At 70.1% G+C, this 15,328-nt stretch carries 17 protein-coding genes, 3 tRNA genes and 1 pseudogene; 15 read left to right on the top strand and 6 right to left on the bottom strand.

Annotated elements, in window-relative coordinates; translation table 11 throughout:
- Positions 1-107: 107 nt before the first annotated feature.
- Positions 108-1,030 (bottom strand): annotated as a pseudogene (locus ABT004_RS19720) (APC family permease); the annotation flags it as partial.
- A 168-nt stretch (positions 1,031-1,198) separates the two neighbouring features.
- Between ABT004_RS19720 and ABT004_RS19715 the strand changes: the two are divergent.
- The gene (locus tag ABT004_RS19715) at positions 1,199-1,471 is read left to right on the top strand and encodes a GlsB/YeaQ/YmgE family stress response membrane protein (RefSeq protein WP_351338362.1); all 273 of its coding nucleotides are present in this window, start codon (positions 1,199-1,201) and stop codon (positions 1,469-1,471) included.
- Between the two features lie 94 nt (positions 1,472-1,565).
- Here ABT004_RS19715 and ABT004_RS19710 read toward each other — a convergent pair whose 3' ends face one another.
- A complete protein-coding gene (locus ABT004_RS19710) occupies positions 1,566-2,054 on the bottom strand; it encodes a YajQ family cyclic di-GMP-binding protein (RefSeq protein ID WP_351338360.1) in 489 nt (162 codons plus the stop codon).
- Positions 2,055-2,289: 235 nt separating this feature from the next.
- On the opposite strand from ABT004_RS19710, the gene ABT004_RS19705 reads away from it, so the two are divergent.
- The 4 genes from ABT004_RS19705 (at position 2,290) to ABT004_RS19690 (ending at position 5,422) form a co-directional block, all read left to right on the top strand.
- Positions 2,290-2,371 (top strand) — tRNA-Tyr (locus ABT004_RS19705).
- A 220-nt stretch (positions 2,372-2,591) separates the two neighbouring features.
- Positions 2,592-4,484 (top strand): RiPP maturation radical SAM C-methyltransferase, encoded by a 1,893-nt coding sequence (locus ABT004_RS19700; protein ID WP_351338358.1) that lies wholly within the window; start codon positions 2,592-2,594, stop codon positions 4,482-4,484.
- Positions 4,481-5,113: a DUF5825 family protein gene (locus tag ABT004_RS19695; protein ID WP_351338356.1), complete on the top strand. Its 633-nt coding sequence runs from the start codon at positions 4,481-4,483 to the stop codon at positions 5,111-5,113. Before ABT004_RS19700 ends, ABT004_RS19695 begins: the two co-directional genes overlap by 4 nt.
- Before the next feature lie 90 nt (positions 5,114-5,203).
- Positions 5,204-5,422, top strand: a complete 219-nt coding sequence (locus tag ABT004_RS19690; protein WP_351338354.1) for a hypothetical protein — start codon at positions 5,204-5,206, stop codon at positions 5,420-5,422.
- A gap of 33 nt (positions 5,423-5,455) precedes the next feature.
- On the opposite strand, the gene ABT004_RS19685 is transcribed toward ABT004_RS19690, so the two are convergent.
- Together ABT004_RS19685 and ABT004_RS19680 are read right to left on the bottom strand one after the other, a co-directional pair.
- Positions 5,456-6,112: an SDR family oxidoreductase gene (locus ABT004_RS19685; protein ID WP_351338351.1), complete on the bottom strand. Its 657-nt coding sequence runs from the start codon at positions 6,110-6,112 to the stop codon at positions 5,456-5,458.
- Positions 6,113-6,182: 70 nt separating this feature from the next.
- Positions 6,183-7,433, bottom strand: a complete 1,251-nt coding sequence (locus ABT004_RS19680; protein ID WP_351338348.1) for an amidohydrolase family protein — start codon at positions 7,431-7,433, stop codon at positions 6,183-6,185.
- Between the two features lie 228 nt (positions 7,434-7,661).
- Between ABT004_RS19680 and ABT004_RS19675 the strand changes: the two genes are divergently transcribed.
- The 9 genes from ABT004_RS19675 to ABT004_RS19635 all read left to right on the top strand — a co-directional run bounded on the left by ABT004_RS19675 (position 7,662) and on the right by ABT004_RS19635 (position 12,834).
- A tRNA-Thr gene (locus ABT004_RS19675) sits at positions 7,662-7,734 on the top strand.
- Positions 7,735-7,768: 34 nt separating this feature from the next.
- A tRNA-Met gene (locus ABT004_RS19670) sits at positions 7,769-7,841 on the top strand.
- Between the two features lie 89 nt (positions 7,842-7,930).
- On the top strand, positions 7,931-8,095 hold the full coding sequence (gene rpmG, locus ABT004_RS19665; protein ID WP_351338345.1) for a 50S ribosomal protein L33: 165 nt from the start codon (positions 7,931-7,933) through the stop codon (positions 8,093-8,095).
- Positions 8,096-8,193: 98 nt separating this feature from the next.
- Positions 8,194-8,646, top strand: a complete 453-nt coding sequence (locus tag ABT004_RS19660; RefSeq protein WP_351338344.1) for an FAS1-like dehydratase domain-containing protein — start codon at positions 8,194-8,196, stop codon at positions 8,644-8,646.
- A 5-nt stretch (positions 8,647-8,651) separates the two neighbouring features.
- Positions 8,652-9,080 (top strand): MaoC family dehydratase, encoded by a 429-nt coding sequence (locus ABT004_RS19655; RefSeq protein WP_351338342.1) that lies wholly within the window; start codon positions 8,652-8,654, stop codon positions 9,078-9,080.
- A gap of 138 nt (positions 9,081-9,218) precedes the next feature.
- Positions 9,219-9,782: a TetR/AcrR family transcriptional regulator gene (locus ABT004_RS19650; protein ID WP_351338339.1), complete on the top strand. Its 564-nt coding sequence runs from the start codon at positions 9,219-9,221 to the stop codon at positions 9,780-9,782.
- 87 nt (positions 9,783-9,869) lie between these two features.
- A complete protein-coding gene (locus ABT004_RS19645) occupies positions 9,870-11,306 on the top strand; it encodes an MFS transporter (RefSeq protein WP_351338336.1) in 1,437 nt (478 codons plus the stop codon).
- 29 nt (positions 11,307-11,335) lie between these two features.
- Positions 11,336-11,716, top strand: a complete 381-nt coding sequence (locus ABT004_RS19640) for a DUF3291 domain-containing protein (protein ID WP_351338334.1) — start codon at positions 11,336-11,338, stop codon at positions 11,714-11,716.
- Entirely contained in the window at positions 11,713-12,834 is a 1,122-nt protein-coding gene (locus tag ABT004_RS19635; protein WP_351338332.1) for a UDP-N-acetylmuramate dehydrogenase, read from the top strand. The genes ABT004_RS19640 and ABT004_RS19635 overlap by 4 nt, the downstream gene beginning before the upstream one ends.
- Positions 12,835-12,849: 15 nt before the next feature.
- Here the strand turns inward: ABT004_RS19635 and ABT004_RS19630 are convergent, their stop codons facing one another.
- Positions 12,850-13,482, bottom strand: coding sequence for an NAD(P)-dependent oxidoreductase (locus tag ABT004_RS19630; protein ID WP_351338329.1), 633 nt, complete (start codon positions 13,480-13,482; stop codon positions 12,850-12,852).
- Positions 13,483-13,588: 106 nt separating this feature from the next.
- Between ABT004_RS19630 and ABT004_RS19625 the strand changes: the two genes are divergently transcribed.
- Positions 13,589-14,194 (top strand): TetR/AcrR family transcriptional regulator, encoded by a 606-nt coding sequence (locus tag ABT004_RS19625; RefSeq protein ID WP_351338326.1) that lies wholly within the window; start codon positions 13,589-13,591, stop codon positions 14,192-14,194.
- 12 nt (positions 14,195-14,206) lie between these two features.
- On the opposite strand, the gene ABT004_RS19620 is transcribed toward ABT004_RS19625, so the two are convergent.
- Complete coding sequence (locus ABT004_RS19620; RefSeq protein WP_351338324.1) at positions 14,207-15,229, bottom strand: adenosine deaminase; 1,023 nt, start codon at positions 15,227-15,229, stop codon at positions 14,207-14,209.
- Positions 15,230-15,328: the final 99 nt, after the last annotated feature.

Below are 15,328 nucleotides of genomic sequence, written 5' to 3'. Positions count from 1 at the left end.
AGGCCAAGGCGCGCTGACGCACGTCCACCGACAGCCACACCGTCACTCCACACCCACGCCGTTCTTTGGCCATGCCCGCTACCGCCTTTCACTCATCCCGGAAGCGCGGGTGCCGCGGCCGCCAGGGCGCCCGGCAGGTGCCGGTCCCGCGCCATCGCGAGCGTCGTCCGGGACACGCCCAGGATCAGCGCCAGCAGCGACCCGAGCGCCGCCACCGCGGCCCCCGCCCGCACCACCGGCACGAGGCCGTCGCCGCCCGCCTCCCGTACGGCGTCGGCCAGCGGGGCCGAGGCCCGCGCGAGCCCGTCCACGCCGAGCACGGCGACGGCGGCGGCGTACACGACCAGGGTGATCCCGAGCGCCATCGGGATCGCCCGCGGAATGGTCCGCGCCGGATCCCGCACCTCCTCGCCGAGCGTCGCCACGCGCGCGTACCCGGCGAAGGCGAAGAACAGCAGCCCGGCGCCGCTCAACACGCCGCCCACGCCCTCGGAGAGCCTCGGGCCGAGCCGCCCGCCCTCGGCGCTCCCCGAGCCCGCACACGCCACCACGACGGCCGCCAGGACGGCGAGCACGACCGCGACGGCGATCCGCGTCAGCCAGGCCGACTTCTCCACCCCGAAGCAGTTCACGGCGGTCAGCGCCACGACCGCGGTGACTCCCACCGCGTGCGCCTGCCCCGGCCACACGTACGTCCCCACGGTCAGCGCCATCGCCGCGCACGAGGCCGACTTGCCGACGACGAACGCCCAGCCCGCCAGATACCCCCAGAAGGGCCCCAGCCGCTCCCGCCCGTACACGTACGTGCCTCCGGAAAGGGATGCACGGCCGCGAGCCGCGCCGACGACATCGCGTTGCAGTAGGCCACCACGGCAGCCACCGCGAGTGCGTACAACACCCCTGTGCCGGCCGCCCGCGCCGCGGGCCCGAGCGCGGCGAAGACACCCGCCCCGATCATCGATCCGAGACCGACGACGACGGCGTCCCGCACACCCAGCGCCCTGCGAAGTGGAGTTCCCGGCTGTGTCATGTGCCGCACACTAAAGGGCTCGTGCAACCACACGATGCCTACCTGTCGTCCTTCTGGGCAGCAGGGAGCCAGGGCGTCGACGCACACGGCGACCCGGCAAGAATGACGTAACAAGGCGCTACGGCAAGGCAGTACGCGCCACAGCACTACAGAGGGGCAGAACGCGGCATGGGCATCATCGGCTGGATCATCCTTGGACTGCTGGCCGGTGCCATCGCCAAGTTCCTGTTGCCCGGCAAGGATCCGGGCGGCCTGGTCGGCACGACCCTCATCGGGGTCGCGGGCTCCTTCATCGGCGGCTGGATATCGTCCCGTTGGCTGGACCGCCCCATATCCACGGACTTCTACGACGGCGCGACCTGGGTCGCCGCGATCGGCGGCGCCCTCGTCCTCCTGGTCGCCTACCGCATCTTCTTCGGCAACTCGCGCAGTCGCCGCTGAGCTGCAGCCGGCAGCAAGGAGGGGCGGCACCCGTCGGGTGCCGCCCCTTCGCTTACGTAGGCCGCTACAAAGCTTCCCTGTAGGCGGTCCAGTCCTACCGGTAGTTCACGAACTGCAGCGCGAAGTCGAAGTCCTTGCCCTTGAGCAGCTGCTGTACGGACTGCAGGTCGTCACGGCTCTTGGAGCTGACGCGCAGTTCGTCGCCCTGAACCAGCGCCTTGACGCCCTTCGGGCCCTCGTCGCGGACGGTCTTCGCGACCTTCTTGGCGTTCTCCTGGGAGATGCCCTCCTCGATAGAGGCGAAGATCTTGTACTCCTTGCCGGACAGCTGCGGCTCACCGGCGTCCAGCGACTTCAGCGAGATCCCACGCTTGACCAGCTTGGTCTGGAAGATGTCGAGGATGGCCTTGACCCGCTCCTCGCCATTGGCCTCCATCAGGATCTTCTCGCCGGACCAGGAGATCGAGGCGCCCACGTTCTTGAAGTCGTAGCGCTGTGCGATCTCCTTGGCGGCCTGGTTGAGTGCGTTGTCGACCTCCTGCCGCTCGACCTTCGAGACGATGTCGAAACTGGAGTCGGCCATGTCCTGTGGCTCCTTGTATCGGGGGTGGATCGGGTACTGGTCGGGTTCTGCTCGGGTCCCGACCGGGTTCTGCTCGGGCTGCGCGCCGGGGACGTCGCACCCAGAGCAGCCTAGCCACCGTGCCGCGTCCGGCCGCCGATCAATCGGGTGGCGAAGCACCCCTGTGCATCAGGTATTGTTTACGTCGTTGCCAGCGAGCACCGCCGCAAAGCGGGGCCCGGGGCAGCGAACCCAAGGCGGTGTGCCCGAGCGGCCAAAGGGAGCAGACTGTAAATCTGCCGGCTCAGCCTTCCCAGGTTCGAATCCTGGCGCCGCCACACTTTGGGGGAAGCCCCCTCTGAACTGCGTTTACGCAGTTCAGAGGGGGCTTCGTCGTGTTCGGGCGGTGATCTTTCCGATGGAATCGAAACCCGGTGACCTGCATCACATTGCGCGGACGTGTGAGGGATCTATGTGGTCCGCCCGCACGCCCTTGTGCGGCGGATGGGGCGCTCATAGGGTGAGCCGGCTTGTGGTGGCAAGAAGAGGCGGGACGTCATGCGCGTTGGGCTGGTGACCATGCCCTGGCACGCGATCGACCTGCCCTCCCTTCAGGTGGGTCTGCTGCACCAACTGCTGCGCGAGGCCCGCCCGGCCGACGAGGTGCGCGAGTTCCACGGCTCGCTGCGCTGGGCGGAGCTGCTGCTCGAGCGCTCGGGCGGTCGCCTGAGCCCCAGCGACTACGAGGCGATCGGCAGCGACTCGATCTTCCATGGGATCGGCGACTGGGTGTTCTCCGGAGTCCTCTACGACGACGAGGGCTGGGGAGCCGCACAACTGCGGTCGTATGCGCGCGAGCGCGGTGTGCCCGGCGACACCCTGGACACGGCCTTCGAGATGCGCCGCCATGCCGCCGAGTACATCGAGCGCTGCGCGACCGAGGTGCTGGCGCACGAGCCCGACGTCGTCGGATTCACGAGCACGTTCATGCAGAACGTGGCGTCCCTCGCCCTCGCCAGGGAGCTCAAGCGCCGTCACCCGAAGTTGACCGTCGTCTTCGGCGGCAGCAACTGCGAGGGCCCCATGGGTCACGCACTGCACCGCAACCACCCCTACGTGGACCATGTCGTGCGCGGCGAAGGGGAGTACGCCTTCCCGGCCCTCCTCGCCCACCTGGACTCGGGCACGCCCCCCGAGGACGTCCCGGGCCTCTGCTGGTGGGACGGCGGCGTCTCCCGGGCCAACACCGACCCCCAGCGCACGGTGGCTCCGGCCCACATACCGTCGCCCGATTACGACCAGTGGCAGACGGACATCGAGGCGTCGACGGTCCTCGAATACGTGTACCCCAAGCTGGTTGTGGAGGGAGCCCGCGGCTGCTGGTGGGGCGAGAAGCACCACTGCACCTTCTGCGGCCTCAACGGCAGCACCATGGCGTTTCGCGCCAAGCCCGGCGAGCGGCTGTGGGACGAGATCGAACACCTCGTGCGCCGCCATCGCATCCTCGACATCGTCACCGTCGACAACATCATCGACATGGCGTACTTCAAGGACTTCCTGCCGCTCGCCGCCGACAGCGGCTGGGACCTGCGGATCCACTACGAAGTGAAGTCCAACCTCAACCGGGAGCAGATCGCCCAACTCGGCGCCGCCGGCGTCGTGCTGATCCAGCCCGGCATCGAGAGTCTCAGCAACCGCGTCCTCGACCTGATGGACAAGGGCGTCACCGGCGCTCGCAACATCCGCACGCTGCGCGAGTTCGACAACCACGAGGTCACCTGCACCTGGAACTACCTCTACGGGTTCCCTGGCGAGACCGTGCGCGACTACGCGCGCGTGCTCGACCAGATGCCCGCCCTCGTGCACCTCCAGCCGCCGAGCGGCGCCTTCCGCATCCAACTGGAGCGCTTCAGCCCGCACTTCACCGACCCCACCCTGGGCTTCGGCAAGCGGCGCCCCGCTGACATGTACCAGCACGTGTACGAGCTCCCGGAGTCCGAACTCGCCGATCTGGTCTACCTGTTCGACACCGAGGACGCCGGTATCGGCGGCGACACGGAGGGCCGGCTGTTGCGGGCCGTGGCGCAATGGCGCGCCCAGCACGCCTCGTCGACCCTCGTCATGGAGCAGGCGGGCGAGGACGAGAACACACTCCTCGTACGCGACCGCCGCGAGGGCTGGCCGCGCCGCACCTACTGGTTCAACGGCTGGGAGGCGGCCGCTCTGCGCATCCTGGAGGAGGGCGCCGGCGAACCCGCCCTGCAGCGCAAACTCGCCGACGCGGGCCACGACGTACCGGCCGAGGAACTGGGGGAGTGGGTCGCGCAGGCCGTCACGTTCGGCCTCCTCTTCCGCGACACCGGCACCTACGTGTCCCTGCCGACCCGCACCGCGCCGATCCGCATCGCGAACGAACCCTCCGGTCCGACCGCCCCGGCGGCCTCCGGATGACCGCGCTCCCCGCCCTCGTCCCGCATCGCGTCATCGGCACCCGCGTCCGCGTGAGCGAGCCGCTGCCCCTGCCGCTGCCACTGCCCTGCGACGGTCGCGCCACCACTCGGGCAGTCCAGTTCCTCCGCGAGTGCCAGGCTGCGGGGCTGAGCACCCACTGGGAGGCGGTCGGCGTCCCGCGTCATACGTATGACGGATCCGGGGCTCCTGAGGGCGCGGCAGGTGTTACGTATGACGGCGCCGCCCCCACGGACCGTGTTACGTATAACCTCCGCACGCTGCACCACCTTCCGCCTCCGACCCAACAGGCCGATGAGCCAGGCGAGTTGGCGGCCTGGCGCGCCGAGCACACCTACGGAATGCTCTACCACCGCCGCGGTCCGGGATTCGTCACGATCATGGACCGACGAGAGCGCCCCGCCTCGGCGCGGTTCACGCTCGACCACCCCGATCTGCTCGCCGCGTTCGACACGCTGAGCGACGCCACACGGCTCGACACGCTCGCCCCCGCCCACCAAGAGGCGGCCCGCCACCTGGCCGAGGAAGGGCTCGCACTGATCGTGGACGGATGGGCGGTGGCGCTGCCGCCACGTATGCGCCGCTGGCCCGTGCCGTGCATGGGGATCTGACGCCGCGTCGCACTGCAAGAAACCCCCTCAGGGCCGTTCCTGAGGGGGTTTCACCGTGTGCCCGCGGCGATCACGACGCAGACTGAACCCATGCCGACCACATCCCGCCGCCGACACTGCCCCGAATGCCGCCGTGAGATCGCGGTCGTGGCAGGCCGTTACGCCCGCCACGATCCGCCCGGCACCCGCGCCGCGGGAGAGCTGGTCTCCTGCCCCGGCTCCCGCCGCCCCGCCCAGCTGGGCGCCGTCCAGGACGCGCTCGACGGGTACGTGGTCCCGCACGTGCCAGGCCAGATGCCGCTGTTCTGAGGCCCGTACAGCAGCCTCGCGGGAGTACGCGACTCAGTTGCCCGCGACCGACTTCACCGCCACCGTGACCGGCGTGGAGCCGGAGATCAGCTCCAGCGTCAGCCCCGCCGTGGCGGCCGTGTCCACCAGCTCCGCCAGGACGGCCGCCACGTCGTCGCGCGGCACCGGCCCGCGCCCGGTCGAGGCCTCCAGACGGACGAGCCCGGTCCCCGCGTCGTTCGTCAGCTGACCGGGCCGCAGGATCGTCCAGTCGAGCCCGGTACGGCGCCGTACGTTGTCGTCTGCCGCACCCTTGGCCCGCAGGTACACGTCGAAGACGTCGTCGCCCTGGTGCGCGGCGTCCGCCGCCATCGCCGACACCACGATGTAGCGGCGCACCTTGGCCCGCTCCGCGGCATCCGCGAACAGCACGGCGGCGTCCCGGTCCACGGTGTCCTTTCGGCCGACACCGCTGCCCGGACCCGCGCCTGCCGCGAAAATGGCCGCGTCCGCACCCTGCAGATGCGCCGCGACCTCCTCCACGGACGCCGACTCCAGGTCGCACAGGACGGGTTCCGCGCCGGCGGACCGCAGGGCGTCACCCTGCTCCGGCCTGCGGATGATCCCCGCTACTTCGTCCCCGCGCGCGGAGAGCAACCGCTCGAGCCGCAGCGCGATCTGACCATGACCCCCAGCGATGACAATGCGCATGTCTTCGACGGTACGCCCGGGACGGACGGTTCACCGTGCAACCATGCGCGACCGGGCCCCGTACGGGTGTTCAAGCGGGGCTCCCACCGCCGTACTTGGCCGCCCGCCCCTGCCGCGGCAGATCCAGGGCGACCACGGCGGCCGAGTCGCAGTACTCCCGCACCGCGCTGGTCCGCGCCACGACGCGCCCCCGGTGCACGACGATCCGGCTGTACGCGAGGGAGAGCGCCCCCGAGAGCCGTTCGCCCCGCACCGCGAGCAGCTCTGCCGGGAATCCCGCCTCCACGCGTACCTCCGGCAGGCCGAGCGCCGCCCTGGCCGTCGAACTCACCGCTTCGTAAGCGTCCTCCGGCCGCATCCCGTAGCGCGATGCCAACAAGTAGGCGGCCTCCAGTGGGTCGCCGCGCCCCACAGGGTTCGAGACGTCGCGCAGCGCCCCGCTGCCCGCCGCGATCGGCACCCCGGCCGCCCGCAGCAGCCGCACCGGCGCGACGGCCCGCCCGTCGACCCCCGCGCACCCTCCCTGCGGCAGGCACGTCACCGTCACCCCGGCGGCCGCGAGCCGGTCCACGGCGGGCCGTGCCGCTTCCTCCGGCAACCGGGAGAGCCCGCCCAGCGGTCCGACCGTGACGCCCGTGCGCAGCCCGCCCACCGCCGCCGCGAGCCGCGCGAGCCGCACTGGATCGGCTCCGTCCGTGTGCAGGTCGACCGGACACCCGTGTTCGGCGGCGACTTCAAGCACCGCCTCTACGTAGCCCGTTGGGTCGGGGTCCAGGTCGGGGCAACCGCCTACTACGGAGGCGCCCATTTTGACGGCGTCCCGCAACATGGCGAGACCGTCGGCCCCGGCGAGCCCGGTCAGCAGCCGGGGCATCGCCACCGTTCGCAGATCCGCGAGCCCCACCAGCGAACGCCGCGCCTGGAGCACCGCCTCCATGGAACCGAGCCCCTCCATGCCGCCGATCCGCACATGGGAGCGCAGGGCGGTGGCCCCGTGGCCGAGCTGCAGCAGGGTGCCCTCGGTGGCCCGGCGCTGGACGTCCTCGGGGGCGTACGGGACGGGGCCCTCGCAGTCGGCCGAAAGGGCCGTGTCGGCGTGCGCGTGCGGTTCGACGGGGGCGGGGAGCAGTAGGCAGCCGGTGAGGTCCAGGCGCGAGCCGCGCGCGGTGAGGCTGCCGGCCGTGCCGACCGCGTCGATGTGCCCGCCGTCGAGCCGCACGTCCACGGTCCGGCCGTCGGTGAGCCGGGCGCCGCTCAGCAACAGTCCGGAGCCCTCGGGCGCGCCGGGTGACGGTGGCTGTTGGGAGGGGCTGTCGGGCATCGCGCTCCTGGGGTTCGGCGAGGACGCGTGTCGCGTCACAAGATCACGCAAGGTGGGTCGAGCCTAGAACTGCGACAGAGGCGCTCCGAGGACCGCCGAAATAGTCGTACTGGTGGGGCCCGAGGGGCTCATGTGCCTGGCACGGAAACGCGGCATCGTTCCCGGCGGGTGGGGGCGTGAAACGGATTTGGGCGATCGGCGCGCGACCGTGTAATGTCTTCCTCGCTCGCCCCAATAGCTCAGTCGGTAGAGCGTCTCCATGGTAAGGAGAAGGTCTGCGGTTCGATTCCGCATTGGGGCTCTGGTGTACGCGTCCAACGCAGCGCATGCATCGCAGCGGTGTAGCTCAGTCGGTAGAGCAAGCGGCTCATAATCGCTGTGTCACCGGTTCAAGTCCGGTCACCGCTACTAACGGTAGCCGATTGCGGGGTCGGTCCTTCGATCGGCTACTCTTTTATGCGTTAAACCATCCGTCCCGTCCGTCAAGGAGCACTCACGTGGCTGCCACCGACGTCCGCCCGAAGATCACGCTGGCCTGCGTGGAGTGCAAGGAGCGGAACTACATCACCAAGAAGAACCGGCGTAACAACCCGGACCGTCTTGAGATGAACAAGCACTGCCCGCGTTGCAACGCGCACACCGCGCACCGCGAAACGCGATAAAACAGGCTCGTACACGAGGCCGTCCCCACTACGGGGGCGGCCTCGTGTCGTTTTGTGGATCAGGCAGATCGAGAACACATCCAGGAGGTGCCGAGCCGATGGCGCTCGACCAGTCCTTCGTGGGGCGGACCTATCCGCCCACCGACCCGTACGAGGTCGGCCGGGAGAAGATCCGTGAGTTCGCGGAGGCGGTGGGGGACACGAACCCCGCGTACGTCGACCGTGCCGCCGCCGAGGAACTCGGTCACCCCGATGTGATCGCCCCGCCGACCTTTGTGTTCGCGATCACTTTCAAGGCCGCGGGCGAGGTCATCCACGACCCGGAGCTGGGGCTCGACTACAGCCGCGTCGTGCACGGCGACCAGAAGTTCGCCTACACGCGCCCGGTGCGGGCCGGCGACAGGCTGACGATCACCTCGACCATCGAGGGCATCAAGTCGCTCGCGGGCAACGACATCATCGACGTACGGGGTGAGGTGCACGACGAGGCCGGTGAGCACGTCGTGACCGCCTGGACCAAGCTCGTCTCGCGCGCCGCTGAGGAGGCCTGATCGCCATGGCGACGAACATCAAGTACGCCGATGTCGAGGTCGGCACCGAGCTGCCCGCACAGTCCTTCCCTGTGACACGTGCCACGCTCGTGCAGTACGCGGGCGCCTCCGGCGACTTCAACCCGATCCACTGGAACGAGAAGTTCGCGGTCGCGGTCGGCCTGCCGGACGTGATCGCGCACGGCATGTTCACGATGGCCGAGGCGATCCGTGTCGTGACCGACTGGGCCGGCGACCCGGCCGCCGTCGTCGAGTACGGCGTCCGCTTCACCAAGCCGGTCGTGGTGCCGAACGACGACAAGGGTGCCGAGATCGAGGTCAGCGCCAAGGTCGCGGCCAAGCTCGACGACAACCGCGTACGGGTCGACCTGACCGCCATGAGCGCGGGGCAGAAGGTGCTCGGGATGTCGCGGGCGGTCGTTCAGCTCGCCTGATCGCCGTCTACGTAGCTGTGAGTAAGGGGCGTCTTCATGGGGAGGCGCCCCTTACGTGTGCCGGCTGCCCGCGCCGGTTGCGTGCGCCGGTCCACTGAGGGATTGACGTAGATAGTGATTGGCCACTAACTTGGCCGCATGGTCAGGATGAGTGCGGAAGAGCGGCGCGAGAGCGTCATCCGTGCGGCGATCACCGAGTTCTCGCGGGGTGGCTACAACGGCACCTCGACCGAGACGATCGCCAAACGGGTCGGCGTCTCCCAGCCGTACCTCTTCCGCCTCTTCCCGGGGAAGCAGGCCATCTTCTTCGCGGCTGCCCGGCGCTGCTGCCAGGACGTCACCGACGTGTTCCGCAAGGCGTACGACGGGGCGGCGGCCGAGGGGGAGGAGTCGATGCAGTGCATGGGTGAGGCGTACCAGTCGCTCATCTCGGACGACCCCGAAAAGCTGCACATGCAGATGCAGATGTACGTGGCCGTCTCCGCTGCCGAGGCGGCGGGTGACCACGAGTTCGGCGAGGCCCTGCGCGTCGAGTGGATGAAGATGTGGGACGTGGTCAGCGAGGCCACGGGTGCGGACGTGGGGGAGACGACCGGATTCCTCGCCTACGGAATGCTGATCAACGTCCTTGTCTCGATGGGCTTCCAGCCCGATCACCGGGTCTGGGCCGGATTCGACACCTCGGCGCAGCCGGGGCGGTAAGCCATCACCTGTGTCACGGGGGTGCGCACTTTTATGCCCGTGAAAGTTAGTAATCAATAACTAACCTAGGGATTCCAAGGGGAAGCAATGTCACAGCAGCCGGCCGAACAGAATCGCGGAGGGGCCGTGTGGGCCCTCCTCATCACCAGCGTCGCCGGATTCATGGCGGCCCTCGACAACCTCGTCGTCACCACGGCCCTGCCGTCCATCCGCGAGGATCTCGGCGGGGCCCTCGACGACCTGGAGTGGACGGTCAGCGCCTACACGCTGACCTTCGCCGTTCTACTGATGTTCGGCGCGGCGCTGGGGGACCGCTTCGGGCGCAGGCGGCTCTTCCTGGTCGGGCTCACGGTCTTCACCGTGGCCTCCGCCGCCGCGGCCATGGCACCCGGCATCGACTCGCTGATCGCGGCCCGCGCCGTGCAGGGCGTCGGCGCCGCGATCATGATGCCGCTCACCCTGACCCTGCTCACCGCGGCCGTCCCGGTGGCCAAGCGCGGTCTGGCGTACGGGATCTGGGGCGCGGTCAACGGGCTCGCGGTCGCCTCCGGTCCGCTCATCGGCGGCAGCCTCACCGAACACATCTCCTGGCACTGGATCTTCTGGCTGAACGTTCCGCTGGGCCTCGCCCTGCTGCCGCTCGCCCGGCTGCGCCTGAAGGAGTCCTACGGCTCCGGCTCCCGGCTCGACCTCCTGGGCACCCTGCTCGCCAGCGGCGGTCTGTTCGGCATCGTGTACGGCCTGGTGCGCGCGCCCGTCGTCGGATGGACCGACACCCTCGTGCTGACCGGCCTGTTCGCGGGGACGGCGCTGCTCGCCGGGTTCGTGCGCCACGGGATCCGCAATGAGAACTCCATGCTGCCCATGCGGCTCTTCCGCTCCCGGGCCTTCGCGGGGATCAACGCCGCGAGCCTGCTGATGTTCCTCGGGATGTTCGGCTCGATCTTCCTGCTCAGCCAGTTCCTGCAGGGCGTGCTCGGCTACTCGCCGACCGAGGCGGGCCTGCGGATGCTGCCCTGGACCGGCATGCCGATGCTCGTCGCACCGATCGCCGGGATCCTCTCGGACCGGATAGGCGGCCGTCCCGTCGTCGCGACGGGGCTGTTCCTCCAGGCCGTCGGGCTCGGCTGGTTCGCCGCCGTGGTCTCCGCCGACGTCTCGTACGCCGCCCAGCTGCCGGCCCTGATCGTCAGTGGCATCGGCATGGCTCTCTACTTCGCCCCGGCCGCCAACCTGGTCATGTCCAGCGTCCTGCCGCAGGAGCAGGGCATCGCCTCCGGCGCCAACAACGCGCTGCGCGAGGTCGGCGGTGCGCTCGGCATCGCGGTCATGTCGTCGGTCTTCTCGGCTCAGGGCGGCTACGACTCCGCACAGCACTTCGTGGACGGGATCGAGCCCGCGCTGTGGGTCGGCGCCGGGATCGTGGCCGTGGCCGGTGTCGCCGCCCTGTTCATCCCGCGAGCGGGGCGCGCCAAGCCCGTCGCGCAGGATCCTGAGCCTGCTCCGGCCCTGGAAAACGCCTGATCACTGGAGATCCAACCGGGAGGAACGCCATGCCGACCCTGCCCTGGACCACCCCGAACACCCCACCCGCGCGCGTGGAGGCCCATGTCTTCGCCTCCCGCTTCGAGACCCGGACCCTGTGGGGCTCCCTGAAGTTCTTCGCCCGTACGCCCACCATCTGGCGACAGGTGGGGCGGGCACCGGGCGTCTACGGAGCGACCCTGAAGGCGGCGCCCTTACGGCGCACCTTCTGGACCCTGTCCGTATGGGAGTCGCCCAAGGCCCTGCGGGACTTCGCGGTCACCGAGCCGCACGCGGCGATCTCCGCGGGACTGCGGGGGCAGATGAAGGATTCGACCTTCCTCACCTGGAAGGCGTCGACCGACGAGCTGCCGCTCCACTGGAAGGACGTCCTGTCGCGCTTCCAGTGAGCCCGGCCACGGCAGCGGCGGCCCCGTCGGAGCGGCGGGGCCGTTCTCGTACCCTTGAGCGCGTGCAGGAACTCCACGACGCCCCTCTCGCCCCCCTGACCACCTTCCGGCTCGGCGGGCCCGCCACCCGGCTGCTCACCGCGACCACCGACGCCGAGGTGGTCGACGCGGTGCGCGAGGCCGACGCCACCGGCACGCCGCTGCTGATCATCGGCGGCGGCAGCAACCTCGTCATCGGCGACAAGGGCTTCGCGGGCACCGCCCTGCGCATCGCCACCAAGGGCTTCGAACTCGACGGCACGCGGCTGGAACTGGCGGCCGGTGAGGTCTGGACCGACGCCGTAGAGCGGACCGTCGAAGCCGGACTCGCGGGTGTCGAGTGCCTCGCCGGGATCCCCGGCTCCGCGGGCGCGACGCCGATCCAGAACGTGGGGGCGTACGGCCAGGAGGTCTCCGCCACGATCACCGAGGTGATCGCCTACGACCGCACGACCGGCGAGACCGTCACGATCCCCAACGCCGAGTGCGCCTTCTCCTACCGGCACAGCCGCTTCAAGGCCGAACCCGACCGCTACGTAGTGCTGCGTGTGCGATTCGAGCTGGAGGACGCGGGCGGCCTCAGCGCTCCCCTGAAGTACCCGGAGACCGCGCGCACCCTCGGCGTCGAGGCGGGCGACCGGGTGTCGGCCGTCCTCGCGCGCGAGACCGTCCTGAAGCTGCGCGGCGGCAAGGGCATGGTGCTCGACCCGGAGGACCACGACACATGGTCGGCGGGCTCGTTCTTCACCAACCCGATCCTTACGGATACGGAGTTCGCGGCCTTCCACGCGCGCGTGGTCGAGCGTCTGGGGGCGAACGCGAAGGCCCCCGCGTTCCCCGCGGGGGAGGGTCTCACCAAGACATCGGCGGCCTGGCTCATCGACAAGGCGGGCTTCACCAAGGGCTACGGCACAGGACCGGCCCGCATCTCCACCAAGCACACGCTCGCCCTGACCAACCGCGGCGAGGCCACCACGGAGGACCTGCTCGCGCTCGCCCGCGAGGTCGTCGCCGGGGTCAGGGACGTCTTCGGCGTGACGCTGGTCAACGAGCCGGTGGCGGTCGGCGTCAGCCTCTGACGACGGCCGCCCCGGTCAGTACGCGACCCCGACCCCCTGCTTCACCGTGGCAGGGTCGTCCACCATCGCCAGCATCGCGTGCGCGACGTCCGCGCGGCCGGCGAAGCGACCCGCGCGCGGGAAGCCGCCGACGACCGTGCGGTACGAACCGGTGACCGGCTTGTCCTGGAGGCGGGGCGGCCGCACCGAGGTCCAGTCCGTGGCGCTGCGCGCCAACTCGCCCTCCATATTGGCCAGGTCCACGTAGACGGGCTTCAGGAGCCGGCCGATCATGCCGATCATCGCGCGGTCGACGAGCGGCGAGTCGGCGGGCTGCGGCCCCACCGGACCCGCGCTGACCACCACCAGCCGGCGCACCCCCTCCGCCTCCATCGCCTTCAGGACCGACCGTGTGAGCTCGGTGGCGATGCCCGCGTCCGCGCGCCTGCGGGCGCCCAGGCCGGACAGCACGGCGTCCCGGCCCGCGACCGCCGGACGCAGCGACTCGGGGTCCTTCAGGTCGGCGCGCACCACCTCCAGGCGCTCACCGGTCACCGTGAACCGCGCCGGATCGCGGACCACCGCCGTGACCTCGTGCCCGGCCTCCAGGGCCTGCCTGACGATCTCCTGTCCGATGCCGCCCGTCGCGCCGAAAACCGTGAGCTTCATGGCGTGCCTCCAGGTGTGCTCGCGTAGTGGGTGAGTGTTCACTCACCGCGATTCACCTTTAGAGTGAGTGAGTACTCACCCCGCGTCAAGCTTGGTTGGAGCCTGCATGGACCAGAAGCCGGCCCGTGTCCGCATCGTCGACGCGGCCCACGAACTCATGCTGAGCATCGGTCTCGCCCGGACGACCACCAAGGAGATCGCCAAAGCGGCGGGCTGCTCCGAAGCGGCGCTCTACAAGTATTTCGCCAACAAGGAGGAGCTCTTCGTGACGGTGCTGGGCGAGCGCCTCCCGAAGCTCGGTTCCCTGCTCGGCAGGCTCCTCAAGGAGGGGGCGGGGGACCCCGATCGCACGGTCGAGCAGAACCTCACCGACATCGCCCACGAAGCGGCGCTCTTCTACGAGCAGACGTTTCCGATGGCGGCGTCCCTGTACGCGGAGCCCAAGCTCAAGCGCCGCCACGAAGAGGTGATGCGGGAACTGGGCACAGGGCCGCACAAGCCGATCCAGGGACTGGACGCCTACTTGCGGGCCGAACGGAAGTCCGGACGCATCAGCGCCGCGGCCGATACGTACGCGGCCGCCTCGCTCCTGCTGGGCGCATGCTCACAGCGCGCCTTCGCCTACGACATGGCCCCGGACCGCAAGCCGCCGCAGCCGGTGGACGAGTTCGCGGCCCACATCGCGCGCACGCTCCTCAACGGGATCGCCTGAGCCCAGCGCCCGTCAGGCGGCCAGCCACTCCTCAATGCCACCCAGAAGCTTCTCCTTGACGTCGTACGGCGCCGCGGAGCCGCGCACCGACTGCCGGGCAAGGTCGGCCAGTTCGGCGTCGGAGAAGCCGTGGTGGCGGCGCACGATGTCGTACTGGGCGGCGAGCCGCGAGCCGAACAGGAGCGGGTCGTCCGCGCCCAGCGCCATCGGCACCCCCGCCTCGTACAGCGTGCGCAGCGGCACGTCCTCGGGCTTCTCGTAGACGCCGAGGGCGACGTTCGAGGCCGGGCACACCTCGCAGGTGACGCCCCGGTCCGCGAGCCGCTTCAGCAGCCGCGGATCCTCGGCGGCCCGCACGCCGTGGCCGACCCGCGTCGCGTCCAGGTCGTCGAGGCAGTCGCGCACGGACGAGGGCCCGGACAGCTCGCCCCCGTGCGGCGCGCTCAGCAGCCCGCCCTCCCGCGCGATGTTGAAGGCCCGGTCGAAGTCCCGCGCCATGCCCCGCCGTTCGTCGTTGGAGAGCCCGAAGCCGACGATGCCCCGGTCCGCGTACCGCACCGCGAGGCGCGCCAGCGTACGGGCGTCCAACGGATGCTTCATACGGTTCGCGGCGACCAGGACGCGCATCCCGAGCCCGGTCTCCCGCGCGGCGCTGTCCACGGCGTCGAGGATGATCTCCAGAGCCGGGATCAGGCCGCCGAGACGCGGCGCGTACGACGTCGGGTCGACCTGGATCTCCAGCCACCCGGACCCGTCCGCGATGTCCTCCTCCGCGGCCTCCCGCACGAGACGCTGAATGTCCTCGGGGGCCCGCAGGCAGGAACGCGCCGCATCGTAGAGCCGCTGGAAGCGGAACCAGCCGCGCTCGTCCGTCGCCCGCAGCTTCGGCGGCTCGGCCCCGGTCAGCGCCTCGGGGAGCCGCACTCCGTACTTGTCGGCGAGTTCCAGCAGGGTCGTGGGCCGCATCGACCCGGTGAAGTGCAGATGCAGGTGGGCCTTCGGCAACTGACGTACATCACGTCCTACACGCTCCATCCCAAGATCCTGCCGTACACACCGGTCGTACCGATAGCGCCTTTCCACCTTCGGGGGCTCGTCCGAACGAACAAGCGGGCCGCCTCCGTAGGGAGACGG

Origin of the sequence: Streptomyces sp. NPDC002790, from assembly GCF_040295505.1 — a bacterium.
Taxonomy (GTDB): domain Bacteria; phylum Actinomycetota; class Actinomycetes; order Streptomycetales; family Streptomycetaceae; genus Streptomyces.
Note: the sequence above shows the minus strand (reverse complement) of the source record. Positions and strands in the feature narration are given on the sequence as shown.

Excerpts from the sequence above, each read along its gene's own strand:
- ABT004_RS19660 (WP_351338344.1), top strand. The coding sequence starts at position 8,194 with ATGGCGCTCGACCAGTCCTTCGTGGGGCGGACCTATCCGCCCACCGAC.
- ABT004_RS19625 (WP_351338326.1), top strand. The coding sequence starts at position 13,589 with ATGGACCAGAAGCCGGCCCGTGTCCGCATCGTCGACGCGGCCCACGAA.
- ABT004_RS19690 (WP_351338354.1), top strand. The coding sequence starts at position 5,204 with ATGCCGACCACATCCCGCCGCCGACACTGCCCCGAATGCCGCCGTGAG.
- ABT004_RS19700 (WP_351338358.1), top strand. The coding sequence starts at position 2,592 with ATGCGCGTTGGGCTGGTGACCATGCCCTGGCACGCGATCGACCTGCCC.
- ABT004_RS19715 (WP_351338362.1), top strand. The coding sequence starts at position 1,199 with ATGGGCATCATCGGCTGGATCATCCTTGGACTGCTGGCCGGTGCCATC.
- ABT004_RS19695 (WP_351338356.1), top strand. The coding sequence starts at position 4,481 with ATGACCGCGCTCCCCGCCCTCGTCCCGCATCGCGTCATCGGCACCCGC.
- ABT004_RS19620 (WP_351338324.1), bottom strand. The coding sequence starts at position 15,229 with ATGGAGCGTGTAGGACGTGATGTACGTCAGTTGCCGAAGGCCCACCTG.
- ABT004_RS19650 (WP_351338339.1), top strand. The coding sequence starts at position 9,219 with ATGGTCAGGATGAGTGCGGAAGAGCGGCGCGAGAGCGTCATCCGTGCG.
- ABT004_RS19685 (WP_351338351.1), bottom strand. The coding sequence starts at position 6,112 with ATGCGCATTGTCATCGCTGGGGGTCATGGTCAGATCGCGCTGCGGCTC.
- ABT004_RS19710 (WP_351338360.1), bottom strand. The coding sequence starts at position 2,054 with ATGGCCGACTCCAGTTTCGACATCGTCTCGAAGGTCGAGCGGCAGGAG.
- ABT004_RS19640 (WP_351338334.1), top strand. The coding sequence starts at position 11,336 with ATGCCGACCCTGCCCTGGACCACCCCGAACACCCCACCCGCGCGCGTG.
- ABT004_RS19655 (WP_351338342.1), top strand. The coding sequence starts at position 8,652 with ATGGCGACGAACATCAAGTACGCCGATGTCGAGGTCGGCACCGAGCTG.
- ABT004_RS19645 (WP_351338336.1), top strand. The coding sequence starts at position 9,870 with ATGTCACAGCAGCCGGCCGAACAGAATCGCGGAGGGGCCGTGTGGGCC.
- ABT004_RS19630 (WP_351338329.1), bottom strand. The coding sequence starts at position 13,482 with ATGAAGCTCACGGTTTTCGGCGCGACGGGCGGCATCGGACAGGAGATC.
- ABT004_RS19680 (WP_351338348.1), bottom strand. The coding sequence starts at position 7,433 with ATGCCCGACAGCCCCTCCCAACAGCCACCGTCACCCGGCGCGCCCGAG.